18 protein-coding genes are annotated in these 18872 nt (G+C 37.7%); 16 read left to right on the top strand and 2 right to left on the bottom strand.

The features are described 5' to 3' along the window. Nucleotides 1-86: 86 nt before the first annotated feature. Complete coding sequence (gene melA, locus JOD18_RS22390) at nt 87-1574, bottom strand: alpha-galactosidase (RefSeq protein ID WP_204671537.1); 1488 nt, start codon at nt 1572-1574, stop codon at nt 87-89. Nucleotides 1575-1671: 97 nt separating this feature from the next. Beyond that, a complete protein-coding gene (locus JOD18_RS22385) occupies nt 1672-2529 on the bottom strand; it encodes an AraC family transcriptional regulator (RefSeq protein ID WP_204671522.1) in 858 nt (285 codons plus the stop codon). Nucleotides 2530-2689: 160 nt separating this feature from the next. On the opposite strand from JOD18_RS22385, the gene JOD18_RS22380 reads away from it, so the two are divergent. The 16 genes from JOD18_RS22380 to JOD18_RS22310 all read left to right on the top strand — a co-directional run bounded on the left by JOD18_RS22380 (nt 2690) and on the right by JOD18_RS22310 (nt 18765). Continuing rightward, nucleotides 2690-3727 (top strand): substrate-binding domain-containing protein, encoded by a 1038-nt coding sequence (locus JOD18_RS22380; protein WP_204671520.1) that lies wholly within the window; start codon nt 2690-2692, stop codon nt 3725-3727. Nucleotides 3728-3935: 208 nt separating this feature from the next. Beyond that, complete coding sequence (locus JOD18_RS22375) at nt 3936-4931, top strand: Gfo/Idh/MocA family protein (RefSeq protein WP_204671519.1); 996 nt, start codon at nt 3936-3938, stop codon at nt 4929-4931. Continuing rightward, nucleotides 4925-6175, top strand: coding sequence for an ABC transporter substrate-binding protein (locus JOD18_RS22370; RefSeq protein WP_204671518.1), 1251 nt, complete (start codon nt 4925-4927; stop codon nt 6173-6175). Before JOD18_RS22375 ends, JOD18_RS22370 begins: the two co-directional genes overlap by 7 nt. A 49-nt stretch (nt 6176-6224) precedes the next feature. Beyond that, nucleotides 6225-7112, top strand: coding sequence for a carbohydrate ABC transporter permease (locus JOD18_RS22365; RefSeq protein WP_204671517.1), 888 nt, complete (start codon nt 6225-6227; stop codon nt 7110-7112). Continuing rightward, entirely contained in the window at nt 7112-7942 is an 831-nt protein-coding gene (locus tag JOD18_RS22360) for a carbohydrate ABC transporter permease (RefSeq protein WP_204671516.1), read from the top strand. Before JOD18_RS22365 ends, JOD18_RS22360 begins: the two co-directional genes overlap by 1 nt. Before the next feature lie 20 nt (nt 7943-7962). Then, a complete protein-coding gene (locus tag JOD18_RS22355) occupies nt 7963-8925 on the top strand; it encodes a sugar phosphate isomerase/epimerase family protein (RefSeq protein WP_204671515.1) in 963 nt (320 codons plus the stop codon). 289 nt (nt 8926-9214) lie between these two features. Then, the gene (locus tag JOD18_RS24900) at nt 9215-9553 is read left to right on the top strand and encodes an RpnC/YadD family protein (RefSeq protein ID WP_338029600.1); all 339 of its coding nucleotides are present in this window, start codon (nt 9215-9217) and stop codon (nt 9551-9553) included. Nucleotides 9554-9631: 78 nt separating this feature from the next. Further along, nucleotides 9632-9757: a hypothetical protein gene (locus JOD18_RS24895; RefSeq protein WP_338029599.1), complete on the top strand. Its 126-nt coding sequence runs from the start codon at nt 9632-9634 to the stop codon at nt 9755-9757. A 486-nt stretch (nt 9758-10243) separates the two neighbouring features. Beyond that, entirely contained in the window at nt 10244-10825 is a 582-nt protein-coding gene (locus tag JOD18_RS22345; protein WP_204671514.1) for a thioredoxin family protein, read from the top strand. Between the two features lie 84 nt (nt 10826-10909). Then, nucleotides 10910-11056, top strand: coding sequence for a hypothetical protein (locus tag JOD18_RS22340; protein WP_204671512.1), 147 nt, complete (start codon nt 10910-10912; stop codon nt 11054-11056). A 36-nt stretch (nt 11057-11092) separates the two neighbouring features. Then, nucleotides 11093-12835: a sensor histidine kinase gene (locus JOD18_RS22335; protein ID WP_204671510.1), complete on the top strand. Its 1743-nt coding sequence runs from the start codon at nt 11093-11095 to the stop codon at nt 12833-12835. Continuing rightward, a complete protein-coding gene (locus JOD18_RS22330) occupies nt 12828-14225 on the top strand; it encodes a response regulator transcription factor (protein ID WP_204671508.1) in 1398 nt (465 codons plus the stop codon). The genes JOD18_RS22335 and JOD18_RS22330 overlap by 8 nt, the downstream gene beginning before the upstream one ends. 156 nt (nt 14226-14381) lie before the next feature. Then, nucleotides 14382-16082: an extracellular solute-binding protein gene (locus tag JOD18_RS22325; RefSeq protein WP_204671506.1), complete on the top strand. Its 1701-nt coding sequence runs from the start codon at nt 14382-14384 to the stop codon at nt 16080-16082. A 142-nt stretch (nt 16083-16224) separates the two neighbouring features. Further along, nucleotides 16225-17115: an ABC transporter permease gene (locus JOD18_RS22320; protein ID WP_204671504.1), complete on the top strand. Its 891-nt coding sequence runs from the start codon at nt 16225-16227 to the stop codon at nt 17113-17115. A 13-nt stretch (nt 17116-17128) separates the two neighbouring features. Beyond that, nucleotides 17129-18019 (top strand): carbohydrate ABC transporter permease, encoded by an 891-nt coding sequence (locus JOD18_RS22315; RefSeq protein ID WP_204671502.1) that lies wholly within the window; start codon nt 17129-17131, stop codon nt 18017-18019. 101 nt (nt 18020-18120) lie between these two features. Then, nucleotides 18121-18765, top strand: a complete 645-nt coding sequence (locus JOD18_RS22310; RefSeq protein WP_204671500.1) for a DUF624 domain-containing protein — start codon at nt 18121-18123, stop codon at nt 18763-18765. Nucleotides 18766-18872 lie beyond the last annotated feature (107 nt).

The following is an 18872-nucleotide window of genomic DNA, read 5'->3' as shown; positions in this document are numbered from 1 at the left end:
AAATAGGATCTGCAGTAATACTATCTGGCCGGAAGACAAGTCCAATGGATCATGATCAGTGGGGATACCCCCACTGATATTAGATATTAAAAATCTCCTTTATCCGCCTCGCTTGCATTTTTAACAGCTTCTTTACGATTTTGAGCCATTTCTTCGACTGTCTTGACCTTTAACCTAGCCGCACCTAGATAATCTTTCGTTGGAAGGAGCTCTTCACTGTTCAATCGAGTTCTGGCTGCTGCTGTTGCCTGACGATACTGCGGTAACCACTGTTCTTGGACTACCAGGAACTCATCCACCATCTGCCAAATTTCCTTTGGATTACAGACAGCACCTACAAGAGGGTCCATCATCATCGCTTGTCTTAGTAAATAATCATCTCCATGAACAGCAGCCTCAACAGCCAATCTCTGGACGGAAATACTGACATTACACACGGCGGCTGGACCGAGTGGTAAATCGCCTACAACGGGCATGTTAATACCGTTGCGATCCACATAACCAGGTGCTTCAATGATCGCATCGTCTGGTAAATTGGTGATCACGCCGTTATTCACATAGTTAAAGTGGCCTCGGTATACTCTGCCAGTCTCTAACCCCTCTAAAATGTAAGAACCATGTTCTTGCCCTCTATTTTCCTCTTTATACTCAAAGGCAGGTTCTGTTAACCAATTCGGAAAGTCTGTTTCAAACCAATTTCGTCCTTCTGTACAAACTCGTAAATATCCGCCAGTTTCCCCATTAATCCATGTACTTAAATCAATCCACTGGTTGATTTCTTCTGGGCGCTTGCGGTACCATGGCACATATTCACTTAGATGCCCATTTGATTCGGTGCTGAAATAACCAAATCGTCGCAGCATATCAATTCGTACTTTTTCTTGTTTACTGTATTCAGGGTGTTGTTCAAAAGCTTCGAGCAGATCGCCAGTGCGGTCTTCCCCATCTGTTTTCACTTGGATATACCATGTTTGGTGGTTAATCCCTGCACAAATAATATCTACTTCTTCCTGGTCACGACCTAATACATTGGCAATTTGTCTGTGTCCGCCTTGTACACCATGACACAGTCCAATTGTGTGGACACCGCCATATTTGTTACATGCCCAAGTCAGCATTGCCATAGGATTCGCATAATTAAGTAATAAACAGTCTGTGCTGGCTACTTCTCGAATATCTTTACAAATTTCTAACATTTCAGCAATGCCCCGCTGTCCGTACATAATCCCGCCGGCGCATAAGGTATCACCAACACATTGATCTACGCCATACTTCAAGGGGATTTCCACATCATGTTTAAAGGCTTCTAAACCGCCAATTCTTACGACATTAAAAATATATTTCGCGTTTTTCAAGGCTTCTCGTCTATTCGTTGTTGCTTCAATTTGAATCGAAAGTCCATTTTCATCTATATCCCTTTGACATAATTGTGTAACCATATCCAAGTTCTTTTGATTGATATCAGTAAAAGCAACTTCAATATTCTTGAATTCAGGAACGGATAAGACATCACGCAAAAGCCCTCTTGTAAAACCTATACTTCCTGCACCGATAAAAGCTATTTTAAAAGTAATGATCATTACCTCCTATTTTTGTTTCCTTTAATATAGCATGGTTGGATAAAGAGCGCTTTCACTATTCTGACTTATCGAAGGATAAATGTATAAAATTCTAACTTCTTTTATCAATACCCTTAAAGTCTTGTTCTTTTTTACGGTACTGGGAAGGAGTGAGCCTGGTTGCTGCCTTAAACATGTTGCTAAAATATTGACTCGTATTAATACCTACATAGCTAGCAATTTCTGTAACGGGTATATCGGTTTTGGTAAGGAGCATTTTGGCTTTCTCTATTCTTAAGTTATTCATATAGTCGTTAATGGTTACTCCAAGTGCTTGTTTGAAAACTCGATGTAAATAACTCGGGTGCAGATGGACAATATCTGCCAAATCCTGTACTTTTATTTCGGTATCATAGTTTTCATGTATGTAGGCTAACACTTGATGGATCATCCATTCATTCGTTTCATCGATCTGCTGCTTTTGCTCATTGCGACTTTTGGCAATAGTGGTAAGTAATTGAATGAATAAGATATCTATAGGTAATTTATTATCGTCTGCATGCAAGTCTAATTCCAAGACTAAAGAACGAAGCTGATTATAAACATGACTGCTGTCTTTCAATACAAAAAAATCTTCCTCTGCTGTCAGCATGTCCATCAGACGATGATCATAGCTGATCAGTGTATCCATATCTGTGAAATGAGCGGCAGCATCTTTCCATTCGAATTCAATATTGAGCATACGGCATGGTTTATTTTTCTCGATGATTAGCCGATGAGGAACATTGCCGTAGATAAAAATATACTGTTGCTGCCGCAAGTCAACGATCCGGCCATCTATTTCGATTTTACATGTACCATTGATCACATACATGATTTCAATAGCTGTATGTCTGTGGGGCGCCATCTCAAATTCCTGCCACTCTTTGAAGTAATAATATACTGCCTCAGGGAAAGTGTTCCCTTTCATCACGTAACCTCCTTGGATTTTTCAGATAGTAGCTAATATTATAACAGTAATTGAAGAAAATGATCAGATCACATTATATTATTTCAGCCTAGATAAACCTTGAAAGAGTGTGATATATTAAATTTCAATTAGAAATTTACAGCCGAAGCGGGGGATTATTGTGAAAAAAGTAACAGCTAAAATGATTGCTGAACAATTAGGAATTTCAACAGCAACGGTGGATCGGGCATTAAACAATAGAAAAGGTGTAAGTCAAAAGACCCTCACAAAGGTGCATGAAAAGGCAAAAGAGCTTCAATACAGCCCTAATCGAGCAGCAAAATTTATGTCTACGCAAAAAATGCAAATGATTGCTTTTTTGTTACCGGTAATTCCGAGTTACTTTTGGGGAGGATTAGAAACAGAGATTAAGCAGTGTGCAAAAATTTATGAGGAATTCGGAATAGCAGTGGAAGTACATCGTGTGCATACCTCACCAACAAATAAGATGATCCCTTATATGGAGGAATTAATAGAAGCAAATGAATATGCCGCTATTGTGATGGCACCTCATGATGCTGCACCATATGTGGATGTGATTAATACCGCCACTTCTAGGGGGATTCCGGTTTTTACCGTAAATACAGATGTGCCTAATAGTCAACGAATTGCTTATGTAGGCAGTGACTATTATGAAGCAGGTTATTTAGCTGCCGAATTAATCTATCTTTTTAATAGAGATTTAAGGAAGGTTGCTGTGATACGGGATGAAGAAGATACTTTTCAAATGCTCCATAAACAAAAGGGTTTTCTGGAGTATTTTGAACAAAATCAGATAAAAGTAGATATAGAGATGATTAATATGCAGCAAGGGTTGTACACAGAGAAAGAGCAGCTTAAAGAATTAATTGAAAGTCCAGAATTATATAGATTTGATGCAATCTATGTTGCCAGCGGTATACTAGGAGAAGTCGATGAATACTGGTTAGACTGGGCCAAGTCGCATATTATTGTTGGACATGATATAAATCAAGAAATTTATAATCAAATGCAAAAAGGGATTATTACGGCAACCATTTGTCAAGACCCAATGGCACAAGCAACTATTGTGCTGCAAAAAGTAACAGAATATTTATCAAATAGTAAATCTAATAAGGTAAATGATCATATTGTAAAACTGGAAATAGCAACAAGAGCCAATGCCAAATATTATATGTAAATTTAAAAAAAACAAAAAATGATTGACGTACATCATTTTTTGTTTTACAATTCTTTTTAAGCGCTTACAAATATGGGAAGGATAAAAATACCAGTTGAAATTGGGGAATAAGTATCTGGCTCATATTCTGTTAGTAACAAATTTTTTTGCGATAAAATGATGAACGTACATCAAATTTCAGAAAATTCGGATAAAGGTTGTGAGATGAATGAAGAAAATAATCCAGGTGGGTACAGGAGGTTTCGGCTCAACATGGCTGGAAATTCTTAAGGATGATCCCCAGACAGATGTTGTAGCCATTGTAGATGTCGTAGAAGAAAACTTGGAAAAGGCAAAAAAAATGATGGGCACTAAAGAGGTACATTATTATTTGAATCATGTAGAAGCCTTTGAACAGGAAGAAGCAGATATCGCGGTGGTGATTACTCCGCCACAAACACATAAACAAATTGCTATGGATGCCTTAGAAAATAATTTACATGTTTTTATGGAAAAACCGTTAGCCCATACGAAAGAAGAAGCTGATGCTTTATATGAGTTAGCAAAAAATTATGAGCAATATGTAGTAGTCAGTCAAAATTATCGTTACCGACCTGAAATCCAGGCCATTAAACAAGCGGTAGAGCAGCAGGCCGCAGGACCGATTGAATATGCAGAATGGAACTTTCAAAGAGCTTCAAAGTTTGGCGGATGGAGAGATAATTATCAGGAAATCATTATAGAGGATATGAGTATTCATCATTTTGATTTACTAAGATATATACTTGGAAAAAATGCCGATACGGTATACGCCAAAAGCATGCGCCCATCTTGGAGCTGGTTTAAGGGTAATCCAACAGCAAGTGTTTTGATTAATATGGAAGGTATACTTGTCAATTATTTTGCCAGCTGGGTAACCAGCGGTCCAGAAACTTCTTGGAATGGTGAATGCAAATTATATGGGAAACAAGGCGTCATTGCGTTAATTAATGATTTGCCCGTTATCATTAAACCAAATGGTGAGGAACAATCAATACCTGTGCCTGATATGAAACGGCAAGATCGAGCCTTTTCTATTAATGAAATGATTTCAGCTATTGAGGGAGGACGAGAGCCTGATAATGTTATTTCCGATAATATTCATAGTTTTCATATTGTAAGCGCTTCGCTGGAATCCATTAAATTAAAAAGGGAAATTAATTTGAAGGAGGAAATTTCATGTTAAAAAAGTCTCTGTGGAGTATGTTAGGTATGATCCTGTTTGTACTTGCAGCTTGTTCAGGTGGAGAGGACTCAAGTCAAGACAGTGAAAATGCGAATGGAGAGGTTATTATCGAAATATGGGACTACTTAGCACCGGACTCTACAAGTGCAAGAGAACAGGAAGCATTAATTGAACAGTATCAAGAGGAAAACCCAAATGTAACATTTAACCGGACTTATATGCCCTTTGCCGATTTAAAAACAAGACTGCTGCAAGGTATAGGAGCTGGGGAACTGCCAGACATTGTTCTGATTGACAATCCAGACCATCAATCCTTTATTGAAGCAGGTGTTTTTGCAGATATTACTGATATGGTCGAAGAATGGGGAGAAATAGATCTATACTTTGAAGGTCCAGTTGCCTCTACCATGATGGATGGAAACTATTATGGAATTCCGAATAACAGTAATGCCTTAGCTATTTATTACAATAAAACGATGTTTGAAGAAGCTGGAATTGAAGCCTTACCTGAAACATGGGATGAATTCTATGATGTCGCGGAACAGTTAACAGAAGGAGATATACGTGGATTTGCGATGGCAGGTGTGAAGAGTGAAGAAGGTACATTTCAATTCCTTCCCTACTTATGGCAGGCAGGTGCAGATTTAGACAGCTTTAATAGTGAGGCGGCTATAGAAGCTATGCGGCATATTCAAGAAATGGTGCAAGAAGGCATCATTTCCTCCAACATGATTAACTGGGATCAATCAGATGTACTAGTACAATTTCATACAGAAAAGGCAGCCATGATGGAAAATGGACCATGGCAGATCCCTATTTTAGAAGAAGAATTTCCAGATTTGGATTGGGGTGTCATGTTAATGCCTGCAGGAGCTGATGGTACAGCTTCTATTTTAGGCGGTGAGAACTGGGCGATTACTGCCGACTCAGAAGTGAAAGAGGAGGCATGGAAGTTTATTAAATGGACACAAAAACCAGAGATTATGGGACCTATGCATGAATTAGGCGGAAGGTTGCCAAGCAGAGCTGATGTCGCTAATGATGAACAGTATGAATGGGCTCAAGATGAGAATATGAAAATGTTTATGGAACAATTAGAAACTGCACAACCAAGGGCATATGGAACAAATTATCCTGAGATTTCTAATCATGTTCAAGAAGCAATACAACGAGCCATAACTGGAGAAGATGTCGAGAGTGTGATGCAGTCAACCGCAGAGCAAATTACGCCATTATTACCGTAATCATGAGAGCAGGGAGAATTCTCTGCCTCATCATAGGAGGTTTATCAACATGCAAGGGCAATTTAGACATACTTTTTCTAGGTATATGTTCTTTTTACCTGCTTTGATTTTTGTGCTGATATTTATGATTTATCCGATTGTTTATAACATCATTGTTAGTTTTCAAGATTTAACATTAATGAATTTAAAGACTGGCGGCCAATTTATCGGTCTGGATAATTATACAAACGTACTAGGAACGGCTACCTTTTCCGTCGCTTTAAAAAATACTGTAATTTACACGGTTTCTTGTATATTTTTTCAAATAGTTATCGGCTATTTGCTAGCAGTTTTTCTAAATCAAGATTTTCCTTTTCGGAATTTCTTCCGCTCGATTATGCTGCTTGCCTGGATGACACCGCTTGTGATAACCGGTTCTTTATTTACTTGGTTATTTGATGTAGACTACGGAGTTATCAATTATATTTTAACAAGCTTACATATTATTAGTGAGCCTGTTAATTGGCTGGGACAGCAGAGTACGGCGCTGACAGCTATCATCATAACTAATATTTGGATCGGTATTCCTTTTAATATGATCCTAATCTTAGCAGCGATGCAGTCATTACCAAAAGATGTTTATGAGGCAGCTACAGTAGATGGATCGAATAAATTACAAACTTTTTGGCATATCACTTTGCCTTTATTAAGACCTCAGCTGTTGGTCATTATTGTGCTAGGGATTATTTATACCTTTAAAGTTTTCGATTTGATTCTGATCATGACAGGCGGTGGTCCTGTAAATGCAACGACTGTGCTGCCATTCTATGGTTATCAGTTAGCCTTTGTAAACTTTAACTTTGGCGAAAGTGGTGTAGTTGCTACTGTCATATTATGCATCTTGCTAATTATCGCCTCGATTTATCTCTATATGATGAAGAAAGAGGAGGTTCAATAATGAGACAGTATAGTTTGAAGCAATATATGTTGTTATTGGGCGCTATTATCATTACGATGATATTCCTCTTTCCTATCTATTGGATGATCACAACAAGTATTAAACCCATGTCGGATATATTTACGTCACCGCCAATGATTATTCCAGGGACGATTCAGTTTGATGCCTATATTAATAATTTGATTAAGGATCAAAGTCTGCTTCCTTATATTAGGAATTCATTTGTAATAGCGTTAGGAACTTCTTTATTTACGCTGGTGTTAGCCCTTCCTTCTGCTTATGCAATGGCAAGATTTCGTTTACCTTATGCCAATGCTTTCTTATTGATTCTCTTAGTTACACAGATGATTCCCGGTATTATGATGGCCATGCCGCTTTATGTTATGTTCAGCAACTTTGGTTTGGTGAACAGTTATACGGCATTAATCGTTGGAAATACAACAACAGCCCTGCCTTTTGCAATTGTTATTATGCGGCCGTTCTTTTTATCGATACCTAAGGGATTGGAAGAAGCAGCTGTTATTGATGGCTGTAACACATTTACGGCTTTTACACGTATTATTCTGCCACTCACGAAGCCGATTATCTTAACTGTGTTGACCTTTAGCTTCTTATTTGCCTGGGGCGACTTGATTTTCGCATTGACACTTGCCACAGACGAGAATGTAAGACCACTCACCATGGGAATCACAAGATTTATCGGGCAATATGGAACACAATGGGATAATCTAATGGCTGTGGCCACTATCGCAGCTGCACCAATTATTATTATCTTTTTAGTATTCCAGAAACATATTGTAAGCGGAATTACTGCAGGTTCCGAAAAATAATAACATGGAGGTTTTTTGAAATGAAATTAGGAGTATTTACAGTATTATTTGCGGATAAGACACTGGAAGAGATGTTAGATCATGTTAAATCAAAAGGGATTGATACTGTTGAGGTAGGGTCAGGTGGTTATGTTGGTGATCCGCATTGTCAGCCTACCGAGCTATTAGCAGATGAAACGAAACTGGAAGTATTTCGTCAGGCATTTGCAGAACGAGATATGACCATCAGCGCATTAAGCTGTCATGGTAATCCGCTCCATCCTAAGAAAGAAGAAGCTGAAAAATTCCATCAGCAATTTGTAGATACCGTCAAATTAGCAGAAAAGCTGTCGGTTGATACCGTGGTTACTTTTGCAGGCTGTCCTGGGGAATCGGAGCATTCAGAGAATCCCGTTTGGATTACTTGTCCTTGGCCAACAGACTTTTCCAATGTGGTAGATTGGCAATGGGAGAAGAAGGCTATTCCTTATTGGAAAGCACAGAATGATTTCTTAAAAAAACATAATGTCCGCGTAGCGATTGAGCCGCACCCGGGATTTGTCGTATATAATAATGAAACAGCATTGCGTCTAAGAGCAGAGTGCGGTGATCAGATTGGTGTCAATTTTGATCCGAGTCATTATTTTTGGCAAGGAATGGATCCTGCACAGAGCATTAAGGAGGTGGGGAAGGCGTTATATCATTTTCATGCCAAAGATACGCAGATTGAGCCAAGAAATACAGCACTAAACGGGGTGCTGGATACCAAATCTTATGCCGATATTGCCAATCGTTCCTGGGTATTTCGCACGGTTGGTTATGGACATGATGAACAGGCATGGCGTGATATTATCAGTGCTCTTCAAGTGATTGGTTATGATGGAGCAATCAGTATTGAACATGAAGATGGCTTAATGAGTGTGGAGGAAGGTTTTGACAAGGCAGCAGCCTTTCTGCAAGATATGCTGATTCAGGAAGGAGCCAAGAATTTATGGTGGGTCTAATAACAAATGAATACCAAAAACCCCTTTCTTACAGAATAAAGTTATCCGACAAACTCCTGAAGGTTTATTTTTATAAAAGGGGATAACATATTGCGTAATTAACTGTGAAAAATAGCTGTCATTCAGAATGTGATGGGCTATAAGGTTCAGCTCACAAGCTACTATTTTTATGGAGTAGAAAGGAATTTTTCACATCCAGAACACTCGTTCTTTGTGGTCGTTCATGTTATACTATGGTTAGAACTTCACCACGTATATCCTCTGATAAATCCACAAAGGACGTGCTAAAATGGCCGTATTATCGTTAGTTCGTGAAACCCCAAAAACTTACACTAGCCATGATCAACTATTCAAAGAATTAATCCATACGTTTTTCGAGGAATTTCTGGAGGAATTTTTCCCTGGCGTTCACACTTATCTAGACTTTACGTCGATCAAGCCGCTTTCGGAAGAAGTGTTTACTGACTTGCATGAAGGAAATGTATGCCGCTTGGATATGGTACTGGAAACAAAGCTAAAGGGAAAAGATACCGTTATTATTATCCATGTTGAACCACAAAGCTCTCAACAACTATATGACCCTTCATCTACGAAAACAAAATTGGCGCTATTACATTCAATCAGATAATCCAGTTGCAGCTGCCCTTCTTAGTAAGATGGGATATTCAGAAGATGAGAGGGTACAAGTCAGAAAGAATTCCTGCGCATGTTAATAAGAATGAAGTTAGATCCAGCAAAAGAACGCTTGGTTTATCGATTTTTTGAAAGGTATTTACGATTAACCCAAGAAGAGGAGGAAATACTGTTGAAGGAAATTAGACAAGGCGGTTAAGTTTTCGGAACTTCCTTTTTCCTATGAAGAGAAAGGGAAAGAAATCGGTAAAAAAGAGGTCGCCTTAGAGATGTTGAGAGAAGGGTTTTCTGTGCCATTTATTTCAAAGGTTACTGGTTTTGAGAAGAACGTAATCGAAGAGTTAAAAGAGAGTCTCTGAATAATACAATATCCCAAGTTCACATTGGATTTTGTAATTTGTTCACACTATGTTCCTGTATCACAGAGATCGTGATAATCAATCTCTTTTGGACAAGGGGAGATTATTTGTTTATTGTTCGGTATGTAGAAATATTGTCGAGGATACCATAGCAGAAGCGATGACGCTCAGTAACTGCCCATCAACGGAGACAAAAGAAACATTTCGAACCGTAGACGAAAATATAGGTACATGATAAAGTAGATGTAAGCATTGTCATGAAGATAGACAACAGGCAAAGCTGAATCAAAAGCCTGTAGTTTTCAACAATCAAAGGAGGATGTATGATGGCTTTTACATTAGAGTTAGGAGAAAAAGCGCCTGATTTCAAACTGCTTGCAACAGATGGCCAGACTTATCAGTTGAAGGATTTTCAGGATGCAGATGTTCTAGTCGTTTTCTTTACTTGCAACCACTGTCCCTTTGTATTAGGTTCTAACGAGGTAACTCGAGCTACCGCGGAGAAATTTATCCCGCAAGGTGTAAAGTTTGTTGCAGTCAACTCCAATAGTGTCAATACGAAGCCAGATGATTCTTATGAAGTAATGGTCGAAATGATGGAGAAAGAACAGTTTCCATGGCTCTACTTGCATGATATCTCACAGGAAACCGCCAAAGCATACGGCGCCTTACGTACACCGCACTTCTTTGTCTTTAATCGTAACCGTGAACTAATCTATACCGGAAGAGGCATTGATAATCCAAAGGAAGCAGACAAAGCTACCGTTAATAATTTGGATAATGCTCTTACGGAACATTTGGCAGGAAAAGCAGTTACTACACCTTTAACCAATCCGCTTGGCTGTAATGTGAAATGGGATGGTCAAGATGCGCATTGGATGCCGGCCGAAGCATGTGATCTTGTGTAAGTACCTGATCAAGCAAATAGATGATAATAATAGGATAAGAGCTTGCTAGAAACCTGCTAGTCTAACGATTAGCGGGTTTTTGATATGGCTGAGATAAGAGGGGGAATGGTGAATATCTTCCTGCTAACCCATTGTTTATTTGTTGGCAGGATATATAATGTTAGTAACTTTTATTGGAAGGAGGGGATAGAGAATGAGACACCATGCCCGATTCAGTTAGGATTGTTTTAACATTATACTGCATAATAGAAGAAGGTGTTGCTGATAATGAGAAAATGGATGACACAAATCCGTCGACGTATGGAAACAGTGAGTTTAAGAAAACGAATTACGATTTTATTTGCAGTGAGCACGATATTTTTGTTAACGTTTACAGCGATTCTTTCTTATTTCACCATGTCCAATATGCTAACCAACAAACTACAAGACACGTTTCATAGTAATTTAAAACAGATCAGATTATCACTGGAGAATACGATCGATGATATGAACTATGTTTCACAGCAAATTGCTTTTTCTAAGAATTTGGCGTTTAACTTAGAAAATTATTTAACAGATGATCCCTCTTTTGAACGTGCACATGCCTATGATGAAATCAAGAATGAATTAAATACGATTATTTTCACTAACCCTAATATAGGGCTATCTTTACTATATGTTGAGAAGAATGATGACATTCTGTTTTACAGTCAAGGACTGGCTGCTCCTTTTTCGATGGATATAGAACCAGTGCTATATCAGGGCTATCAAATGAATAACTATGGCCCGCATCGAAGTAAAGAACGCTATCAGGATAAATATGTGCTGTCCACCTTGCGAAAATTAGATATGCACCATCCTTCTGATATTTATATCTATTTGGAATCGAATCTGGATTTAACCACAGATCTCTTAGAAGTAAATAATGTTTTAAATGATACCGAGTATATTCTCATTAATAAAGAACGGGAAATAATATACAGTGAGAATGAGGACTTTATTGCTGGACAAATATTTGATACGGAGGAAGACAGCAGGCGTAAAGAAGGATACTATTGGTTTGAAGAAACGACAGAAGCAGGCTGGGGGATTGTTGCTTTAATTCCAGCCGCCCAATATAATGCCGAAGTTAATCAATGGATTCAGATCATGATTTATATCGTGCTTATTTTTGTCATTATTAGTCTAATTGCTTCTTTCATCTTATGGAAGAATATCCATAAACCCTTACGTGAGTTTAGTAAAGAAATAACGTTAATGGGTAACAGTAATTTTCATTCAGAGGTAGTCGAGACAAAGATTCCTGAATTTGCTGAATTGATTGAGCAATTTCGCGATATGAAAAAACAAATCACCCAATTAATTAAAGAAATTGAACAAAAAGAAAGGAAACGAGCTGACTTAGAAGTGGAAAAACTGATTCATCAAATTAATCCTCACTTTTTGATGAATACCTTAGACACAGCTAAATGGCTGGCCATGTCAGGAGAAAGAAAGGAATTATCTCAATTACTGTCTTCTTTAAATAAGATTCTCTATTATAACTTGGGGAAATTAGGTACATTATCTTCTTTAGAAGAAGAGCTGGATGCAATGGAACAATATATTAAACTGCAGCAAATCCGTTATGATTTCACCTATAAACTGCAAATAGATGTGGAAGAACGAGTACTGTATTCTCCTGTCCCTCGTTTTATTTTGCAGCCTCTGGTAGAGAATGCTATTTATCATGGATTAGTAGATGATGGTGAGATTTTTGTTCAAGTCAAGAAACAAGGGACATGTATTAGCATTAGTGTGCAAGATAACGGCAGAGGGATGAACGAAGAGAAAGTGATGGAAATCTTACATGAAAAAATGCATAAGGAATCAAAAATCGGTATGGGGATTGGCCTGAACTATGTAAAAAGAATTATTGACAGAACTTATGATCATATGGCGACCATCGAAGTGGAAACTGAAATAGGTAAAGGGACCAAAGTCATTCTTAAGATCCCTTATATCAAAGGAGGAGGACAACTACATGATTAAGGTAATGATTGTCGAAGACGACAAACTTGTGCGCAAAAACTTGGTACATACACTAAATTGGCAGCAATTTGATATGCAAGTAGTCGGTGATGCTAAGAATGGCGAAAAGGCGTTAGAACAACTGCAGGAAACGGAGGTGGATTTGATTATTACCGATTTAGCGATGCCGATTATGTCAGGCATTGAATTAATTCGTCAAGTAAAAGAGCTGTATCCAAAGGTGTTTATCGTTGTTTTATCTCTTCATCGAGATTTTGAATATATACAAGAAGCCATGCGATTAGGCGCTATTGATTATATTGCCAAAGTCGAGCTGGATGATCAGTCTTTAGATCAAACTTTACGCCGCATTCATGACCGAATTAAGAAAGAACAATCAACCACTAGTATCAATGATTTTCTTACAGGTTCATTAAAAGATGCCTTGGTATTGCTAGCAAATCAACCATTTTTGTCCATTTTCCGTGAACAGCAGATAGTGAAAGAACAAGATATTTCGTTTGTAACAGATGATATCGCTATTATTAGGCCCAACACGGTAACGGCTGACAAGTTGATCAGAGCAAGCAGTAACCTCACTGCTAACCTGCATTTCTGCATTATTTCCATCGATCAGTCTATCACAGATATAGATGGATGGAAGGAACAACTAATAGATGACAAGGATCATATTTTGTTCTATGAATTAACAGAAGAACAAGTTTTTGCAAAGCGGGTATGGTCAGAAATCCAAGGCTTTTCGGCAGTTTCAGAGGATAATATAGCAGATGCTTCTAAACGGCTGCTGACATTGGAATGGAGTACAAGTAATGAGGAGTTACGAGAACTGTTGGCCTTCTTGAAAGGATTGCGTCTGTCCAAGCAACAGCTCAATGAATTGTTGGTGTTAACGATCAATGAATGCAACCGTATTTATAAAGATATCTTATCGGTGGAATTCAAGATTCAAAAAAACTTTTCGTTTTGGCAGGATATTGAGATTTGGCTGATACAAACCAAGAACCACATCCATCAGTCGTTTTATAATCAGGTTTACTCGGAGGAAACCAGTTATTCTATTTTGAAAGCTATCGCACTAATCGATCAAGAATTAGCTCAATCGATTACGGCTACAGAGATCGCCAATCAAGTAAATATGAGTCGGAGTTATTTTTCTGTTTGCTTTAAGAATGTGACCAGCTATACTTTTAATGAGTATGTTCGATTAATGCGTATGGAAAAGGCAAAACATTATTTAATCTATTCTCGGGAGAAAGTAGGCAAAATTGCCGAAAAAGTAGGTTACCAGGATATAAAATATTTCAGTAAGCTTTTTCGAGAAACGACAGGTCTGCTCCCTAGTGAATATCGAAAATTGCACAAAGGTAGGTCAAGTGTTTCCCGATTATAGGAAGCATGTTTTTTTTGTTTGTCATTTCACAAAAAAATAGAACCAGAGTGAACGTTTCCCTACCATTTTTCAATACAAACACCCAATTGAAAACGATTACATATTTGCTATGATAAAGACGTAATGACATTCTGAAAAATAGAAAGGGGTAGAAACATGAAATGGAAAGGCAGGCTGTTTAGTTTTGTCGCATTTATTCTGTTTTTTATGTTAGTGGCATGTTCGAATGATGGGACCTCAAGTACAGATGAAGGTGAAAATAAACAGGTATCTTCTGAACCAGGCGATCCATTTGGTAAATATGAAGAGCCAATCACAATAGCAATAGGGCAGGAGGTTGATCCAAGTGATACAAGCCTGCAGAATGGTGATACACCATTAGATAATCAATATACGAGACATGTAAAAGAGAAGCTAAATATTGAAGTAGAACATGCATTTACGGCTTCACCATCGAACTATGACCAAAAGGTTAGTTTGGCAATTGCAAGTAATGATTTACCAGATGCCATGGTGGTAGGACCAGTAGAGTTAAGACAGATGGTAGAGGCAGATCAAATAGCAGATTTAACAGAAGTATATGAGAATTATGCTTCCCCCGCTATTAAAGAGATTATTGATAGTACAGATGGTGTGGCATTAGACAATGTTACGTTTGATGGAAAGATTATGGCTATCCCAAATTCACAGGCTGGAGCAGATGGGGTTCACAATCTATGGATCAGAAAAGATTGGCTGGATAATTTAGGACTTGAGCCCCCTCAAACAATGGAAGATTTAAAAGAAGTTGCTAGAGCTTTTGTGGAAGAAGATCCAGATGGAAATGGGCAGGATGATACGATTGGTTTAGCAGGACCGGATACTAGCAATAAATTGTATGCTAACTTTCTCGAATCAACTAACAACTTGTATGGATTTGATGGAATATTTTCTGCATTGCATGCTTACCCAGGGTATTGGCTGGAAGGAGACGATGGTAAGCCTGTTTATGGCTCCCTGCTTCCCGAGACTAAAGAAGCCTTATCTGTTTTAAGAGATATGTATAGTGAAGGTTTAATTGATACAGAAATGGGGGTTCGAGAGGATTCCGGTGAGTCGATTATTAGCGGCAATACAGGAATGTTCTTTGGACCATTTTGGATGCCATATGGACCAATCACTGACGCTGTGAAAAATAATCCTGAAGCGAATTGGCAATCTTACGCACTGCCTTTAGATGCAGAAGGGGAGTACACACCCCATTTAAGTACAACTACTACTCAATATGTAGTGGTACGCAAAGATTATGAGTATCCAGAGGCAGCAATGAAAATATTAAATAATTTATTAGCCCATGAATCAGAATTTGATCCAAGTATAGGTGGACCAGGTTATTATCCACTAAGATTAGTGTATGCTCCAGCAGATGAAATGGAAGTGACAACGGTAGCTTTGCGAGAAGTATTAGCAGGAACGAAAGAACCAAGTGACTTTTATGATATGCCTGCATATAAATTGTTAAAGTCAGATGTAGATACCATTTTCGACGTAAAATTAGAACCATATGACAATATGGATATTGAGTATTGGGATTTAGAAACTAGCTTAGGGCAATGGACGAGAGCATATTCTGCGTTGGTAGGAACGTCACCTTTGGTGGATACAGAAATAAAGGGTGTTAAGAGTTTGATCTATTCTCAAACAGAAACAATGGAAGATCGCTGGGTTAATTTAAAAAAATTAGAGGATGAAACATTTTTAAAAATTATCATGGGAACAGCACCGCTTGATACCTTTGAACAATTTGTAGAGGATTGGAAGAAACAAGGTGGCGAGAGTATTACTGAGGAAGTAGCAGAGATTGTAGCATCTAATTAGTTTGTTATTCCGTTATAGGTAACCATTCATTTATTAGGTTAGATGTAATCAAAAACTGTGTGCCCTCATCTTTCTTGAAAAGGCGTCGATTAACGTTCGGCGCCTTTTCAACCAACAACATATGTGAGGGGAGGACCCAGAAATGCGGTCAAAGGGATTTGCTAAGCATTATTATATGATGCTTGCACCGGGATTTATATGGTTATTTTTCTTTAGTATAGTACCTATGTTTGGGATTATTATTGCGTTTCAAAATTTCAATCCGGGACAGGGTATTTTAGGGTCGGAATTTGTAGGCCTTGAGACATTTAGATATATGTTTGAGTTAAATGATACGATGAATGTATTTTTTAATACGATTTATATAGCTGTAATGAAAATTATCGGGAATTTAATTATCCCATTAATTTTTGCTTTGATGCTTAATGAGGTTCGATACACCATTTTCAAAAGATCCATCCAAACTATCGTATACTTACCACATTTTCTTTCATGGGTAATACTTGGGGGCGTATTATTAGATATATTTGCCTTTCAAGGACCTGTCAATCAATTACTTGGCATGTTTGGCATCAATCCCATTTTATTTTTTGGGACCCCAGAATTGTTTCCTTTCTTGGTAGCTGGAAGTGATGTCTGGAAGGAATTTGGCTTTAATACGATTATTTATTTAGCTGCTTTAACAGGTATAAATCCGGCATTATATGAAGCTGCTGGAATTGATGGAGCCTCTAGATGGAGAATGTTGTGGCACGTGACACTGCCAGGTATTCGAACAACAGCAGTTTTATTAGCTGTATTAAGTTTAGGAAACGTATTGAATGCAGGATTTGATCAAATTTTTAACTTATATAATCCACTGGTATATTCTACAGGTGACATTATTGATACTTGGGTATATCGAGCAGGTTTATTAAATCTACAATATGAATTGGCAACAGCTGTTGGTTTATTAAAATCAGTGGCAGGCTTTATCTTGATTAGTTTGTCCTATTATCTTGCATATAAGTTCACAAACTATCGAATTTTTTAAGGAGGATAAATATATGTTAAGAAGTAAATCGTTATCTTCCAAACTGGCAGATGTGATTTTGATTACTATATTAATTTTAATAGCGATTACTTGTATTTTGCCGTTATGGTATACGCTGTCTTTATCACTTAGTTCTAAAACAGCTGCAGCAGCCGGGGCTGTTACATTGTGGCCTGTTGATTTTAACTTCGATTCGTATAAACAATTACTGCAGGATAGCCAATTCTTTAAATCTTTTTGGATATCTATTCAAAGAGTGTTACTTGGAGCAGGGCTGAATTTTATTATTGTCCCACTTATGGCTTACCCTCTTTCTAAAACAATAAAAGACTTTAAAGGTCGAAACGTCTTCATGTGGACACTTATTTTTACGATGTTATTTAATGGCGGATTAATCCCGCTGTATATAACGATCCAAAACTATGATTTAATGAATAGTATTTGGGCACTTGTATTGGTTGGGGGGGCTCAGACGATTGTATTTAATATTATTTTAACGATTAATTTCTTTAGAAATCTGCCGAAATCCTTAGAAGAAGCAGCATTAGTGGATGGAGCAGGGCCATGGTATATCCTGTTTAAATTATTTATTCCTCTGTCCATTCCGGTATTGGCTACGGTTTCGTTATTTAGTATTGTTTATCATTGGAATGAGTTCTTATATGGTCTGATCTTTATGACCAGGGAAGAGTTTTACCCATTACAGACCTATATTCAGCAATTAGTAGTATCGGTAGACCCTTCGACGATGACTGAAGATCAATACAAACGTATGAGTGAGTTGTCTAACCGTACCTTAGATGCAGCAAAGATATTCATCGCTATGATTCCTGTGTTACTTGTCTATCCATTTCTGCAGCGATACTTCATTCATGGGATTACATTAGGTTCTGTTAAGGAATAGAGGATCTTTATTACAAAAGTATGTTATCTGGATTTCGGTATAGAAAAATTGTATAGACAGGGCATCCGTACATGTAGAAAAAAGAGAAAGGAGCTTAAGAAGTGGAACGGATTTATTATTTAACAGCAGGGATTCTTCGGCTGGTGTATATCAATCTATTAACGATTTTCTTCACTATATTAGGGGTAGGTTTATTTGGATTTTTCCCGGCCTTGATTGCTTGTTTTTCAATTATACGTAAAGACATGCTCTATGATCAGAATCTGTCTATTACGAAAACCTTTTTTCAAGAGTTTAAGAAGTATTTTATCAAAGGTAATCTTGCTGGATGGATTTTCTTTGTGATTGGCTGCTTATTGTATGTGAATTTTACGATTGCAAAAGTGATTGGAAACGAGTTTATTCAATTAAGCTATTATCCAATATTGCTGGTGTTTATTTTATTTCTGATGATCGCCATTCATATCGTTCCCTTATCCTTGCACTATCACAACAACTGGAAGGCAACGGTTAAAAATGCTTGGCTGATTTTATTTGTTCAGCCAGTCCATACAATTTTTCTCATAGGGGCACTTGCTGCCGGTTATTATTTGATTGCTTTTATTCCGGGACTGATTCCCTTCTTTGGTGTAAGCGGATTTGTCTGGATTATTATGTTTTTTTCATTAAATAAATTTAAAAAGATCGATGTTGCAAATGCTTCAGCAGCGAAGACAATCGCCACTACATCATCATATAGAATATAAGGAGTGAATATAAATGAAATTCACAAACGGAAACTGGCTAGTAAAAGAAGGCTATACAATTCATTTTCCGAAAACTGTACATGAAGTGAGGCAGGCAGATCAAAGTG

Origin of the sequence: Gracilibacillus alcaliphilus (genome assembly GCF_016909015.1) — a bacterium.
Lineage (GTDB): Bacteria > Bacillota > Bacilli > Bacillales > Amphibacillaceae > Gracilibacillus > Gracilibacillus alcaliphilus.
The sequence above is the reverse complement of the archived record's forward strand: the minus strand, read 5'-3'. Positions and strand labels throughout refer to the sequence as shown.

What these genes read in the sequence shown, in the direction of transcription:
- JOD18_RS22335 (WP_204671510.1), top strand. Translation starts at nt 11,093, where the DNA reads ATGAGAAAATGGATGACACAAATCCGTCGACGTATGGAAACAGTGAGT.
- JOD18_RS24895 (WP_338029599.1), top strand. Translation starts at nt 9,632, where the DNA reads ATGTTAATAAGAATGAAGTTAGATCCAGCAAAAGAACGCTTGGTTTAT.
- JOD18_RS22315 (WP_204671502.1), top strand. Translation starts at nt 17,129, where the DNA reads ATGTTAAGAAGTAAATCGTTATCTTCCAAACTGGCAGATGTGATTTTG.
- JOD18_RS22360 (WP_204671516.1), top strand. Translation starts at nt 7,112, where the DNA reads ATGAGACAGTATAGTTTGAAGCAATATATGTTGTTATTGGGCGCTATT.
- JOD18_RS22365 (WP_204671517.1), top strand. Translation starts at nt 6,225, where the DNA reads ATGCAAGGGCAATTTAGACATACTTTTTCTAGGTATATGTTCTTTTTA.
- JOD18_RS22355 (WP_204671515.1), top strand. Translation starts at nt 7,963, where the DNA reads ATGAAATTAGGAGTATTTACAGTATTATTTGCGGATAAGACACTGGAA.
- JOD18_RS22320 (WP_204671504.1), top strand. Translation starts at nt 16,225, where the DNA reads ATGCGGTCAAAGGGATTTGCTAAGCATTATTATATGATGCTTGCACCG.
- JOD18_RS24900 (WP_338029600.1), top strand. Translation starts at nt 9,215, where the DNA reads ATGGCCGTATTATCGTTAGTTCGTGAAACCCCAAAAACTTACACTAGC.
- JOD18_RS22385 (WP_204671522.1), bottom strand. Translation starts at nt 2,529, where the DNA reads ATGAAAGGGAACACTTTCCCTGAGGCAGTATATTATTACTTCAAAGAG.
- JOD18_RS22330 (WP_204671508.1), top strand. Translation starts at nt 12,828, where the DNA reads ATGATTAAGGTAATGATTGTCGAAGACGACAAACTTGTGCGCAAAAAC.
- JOD18_RS22345 (WP_204671514.1), top strand. Translation starts at nt 10,244, where the DNA reads ATGGCTTTTACATTAGAGTTAGGAGAAAAAGCGCCTGATTTCAAACTG.
- JOD18_RS22375 (WP_204671519.1), top strand. Translation starts at nt 3,936, where the DNA reads ATGAAGAAAATAATCCAGGTGGGTACAGGAGGTTTCGGCTCAACATGG.
- JOD18_RS22340 (WP_204671512.1), top strand. Translation starts at nt 10,910, where the DNA reads ATGGCTGAGATAAGAGGGGGAATGGTGAATATCTTCCTGCTAACCCAT.
- JOD18_RS22325 (WP_204671506.1), top strand. Translation starts at nt 14,382, where the DNA reads ATGAAATGGAAAGGCAGGCTGTTTAGTTTTGTCGCATTTATTCTGTTT.
- JOD18_RS22370 (WP_204671518.1), top strand. Translation starts at nt 4,925, where the DNA reads ATGTTAAAAAAGTCTCTGTGGAGTATGTTAGGTATGATCCTGTTTGTA.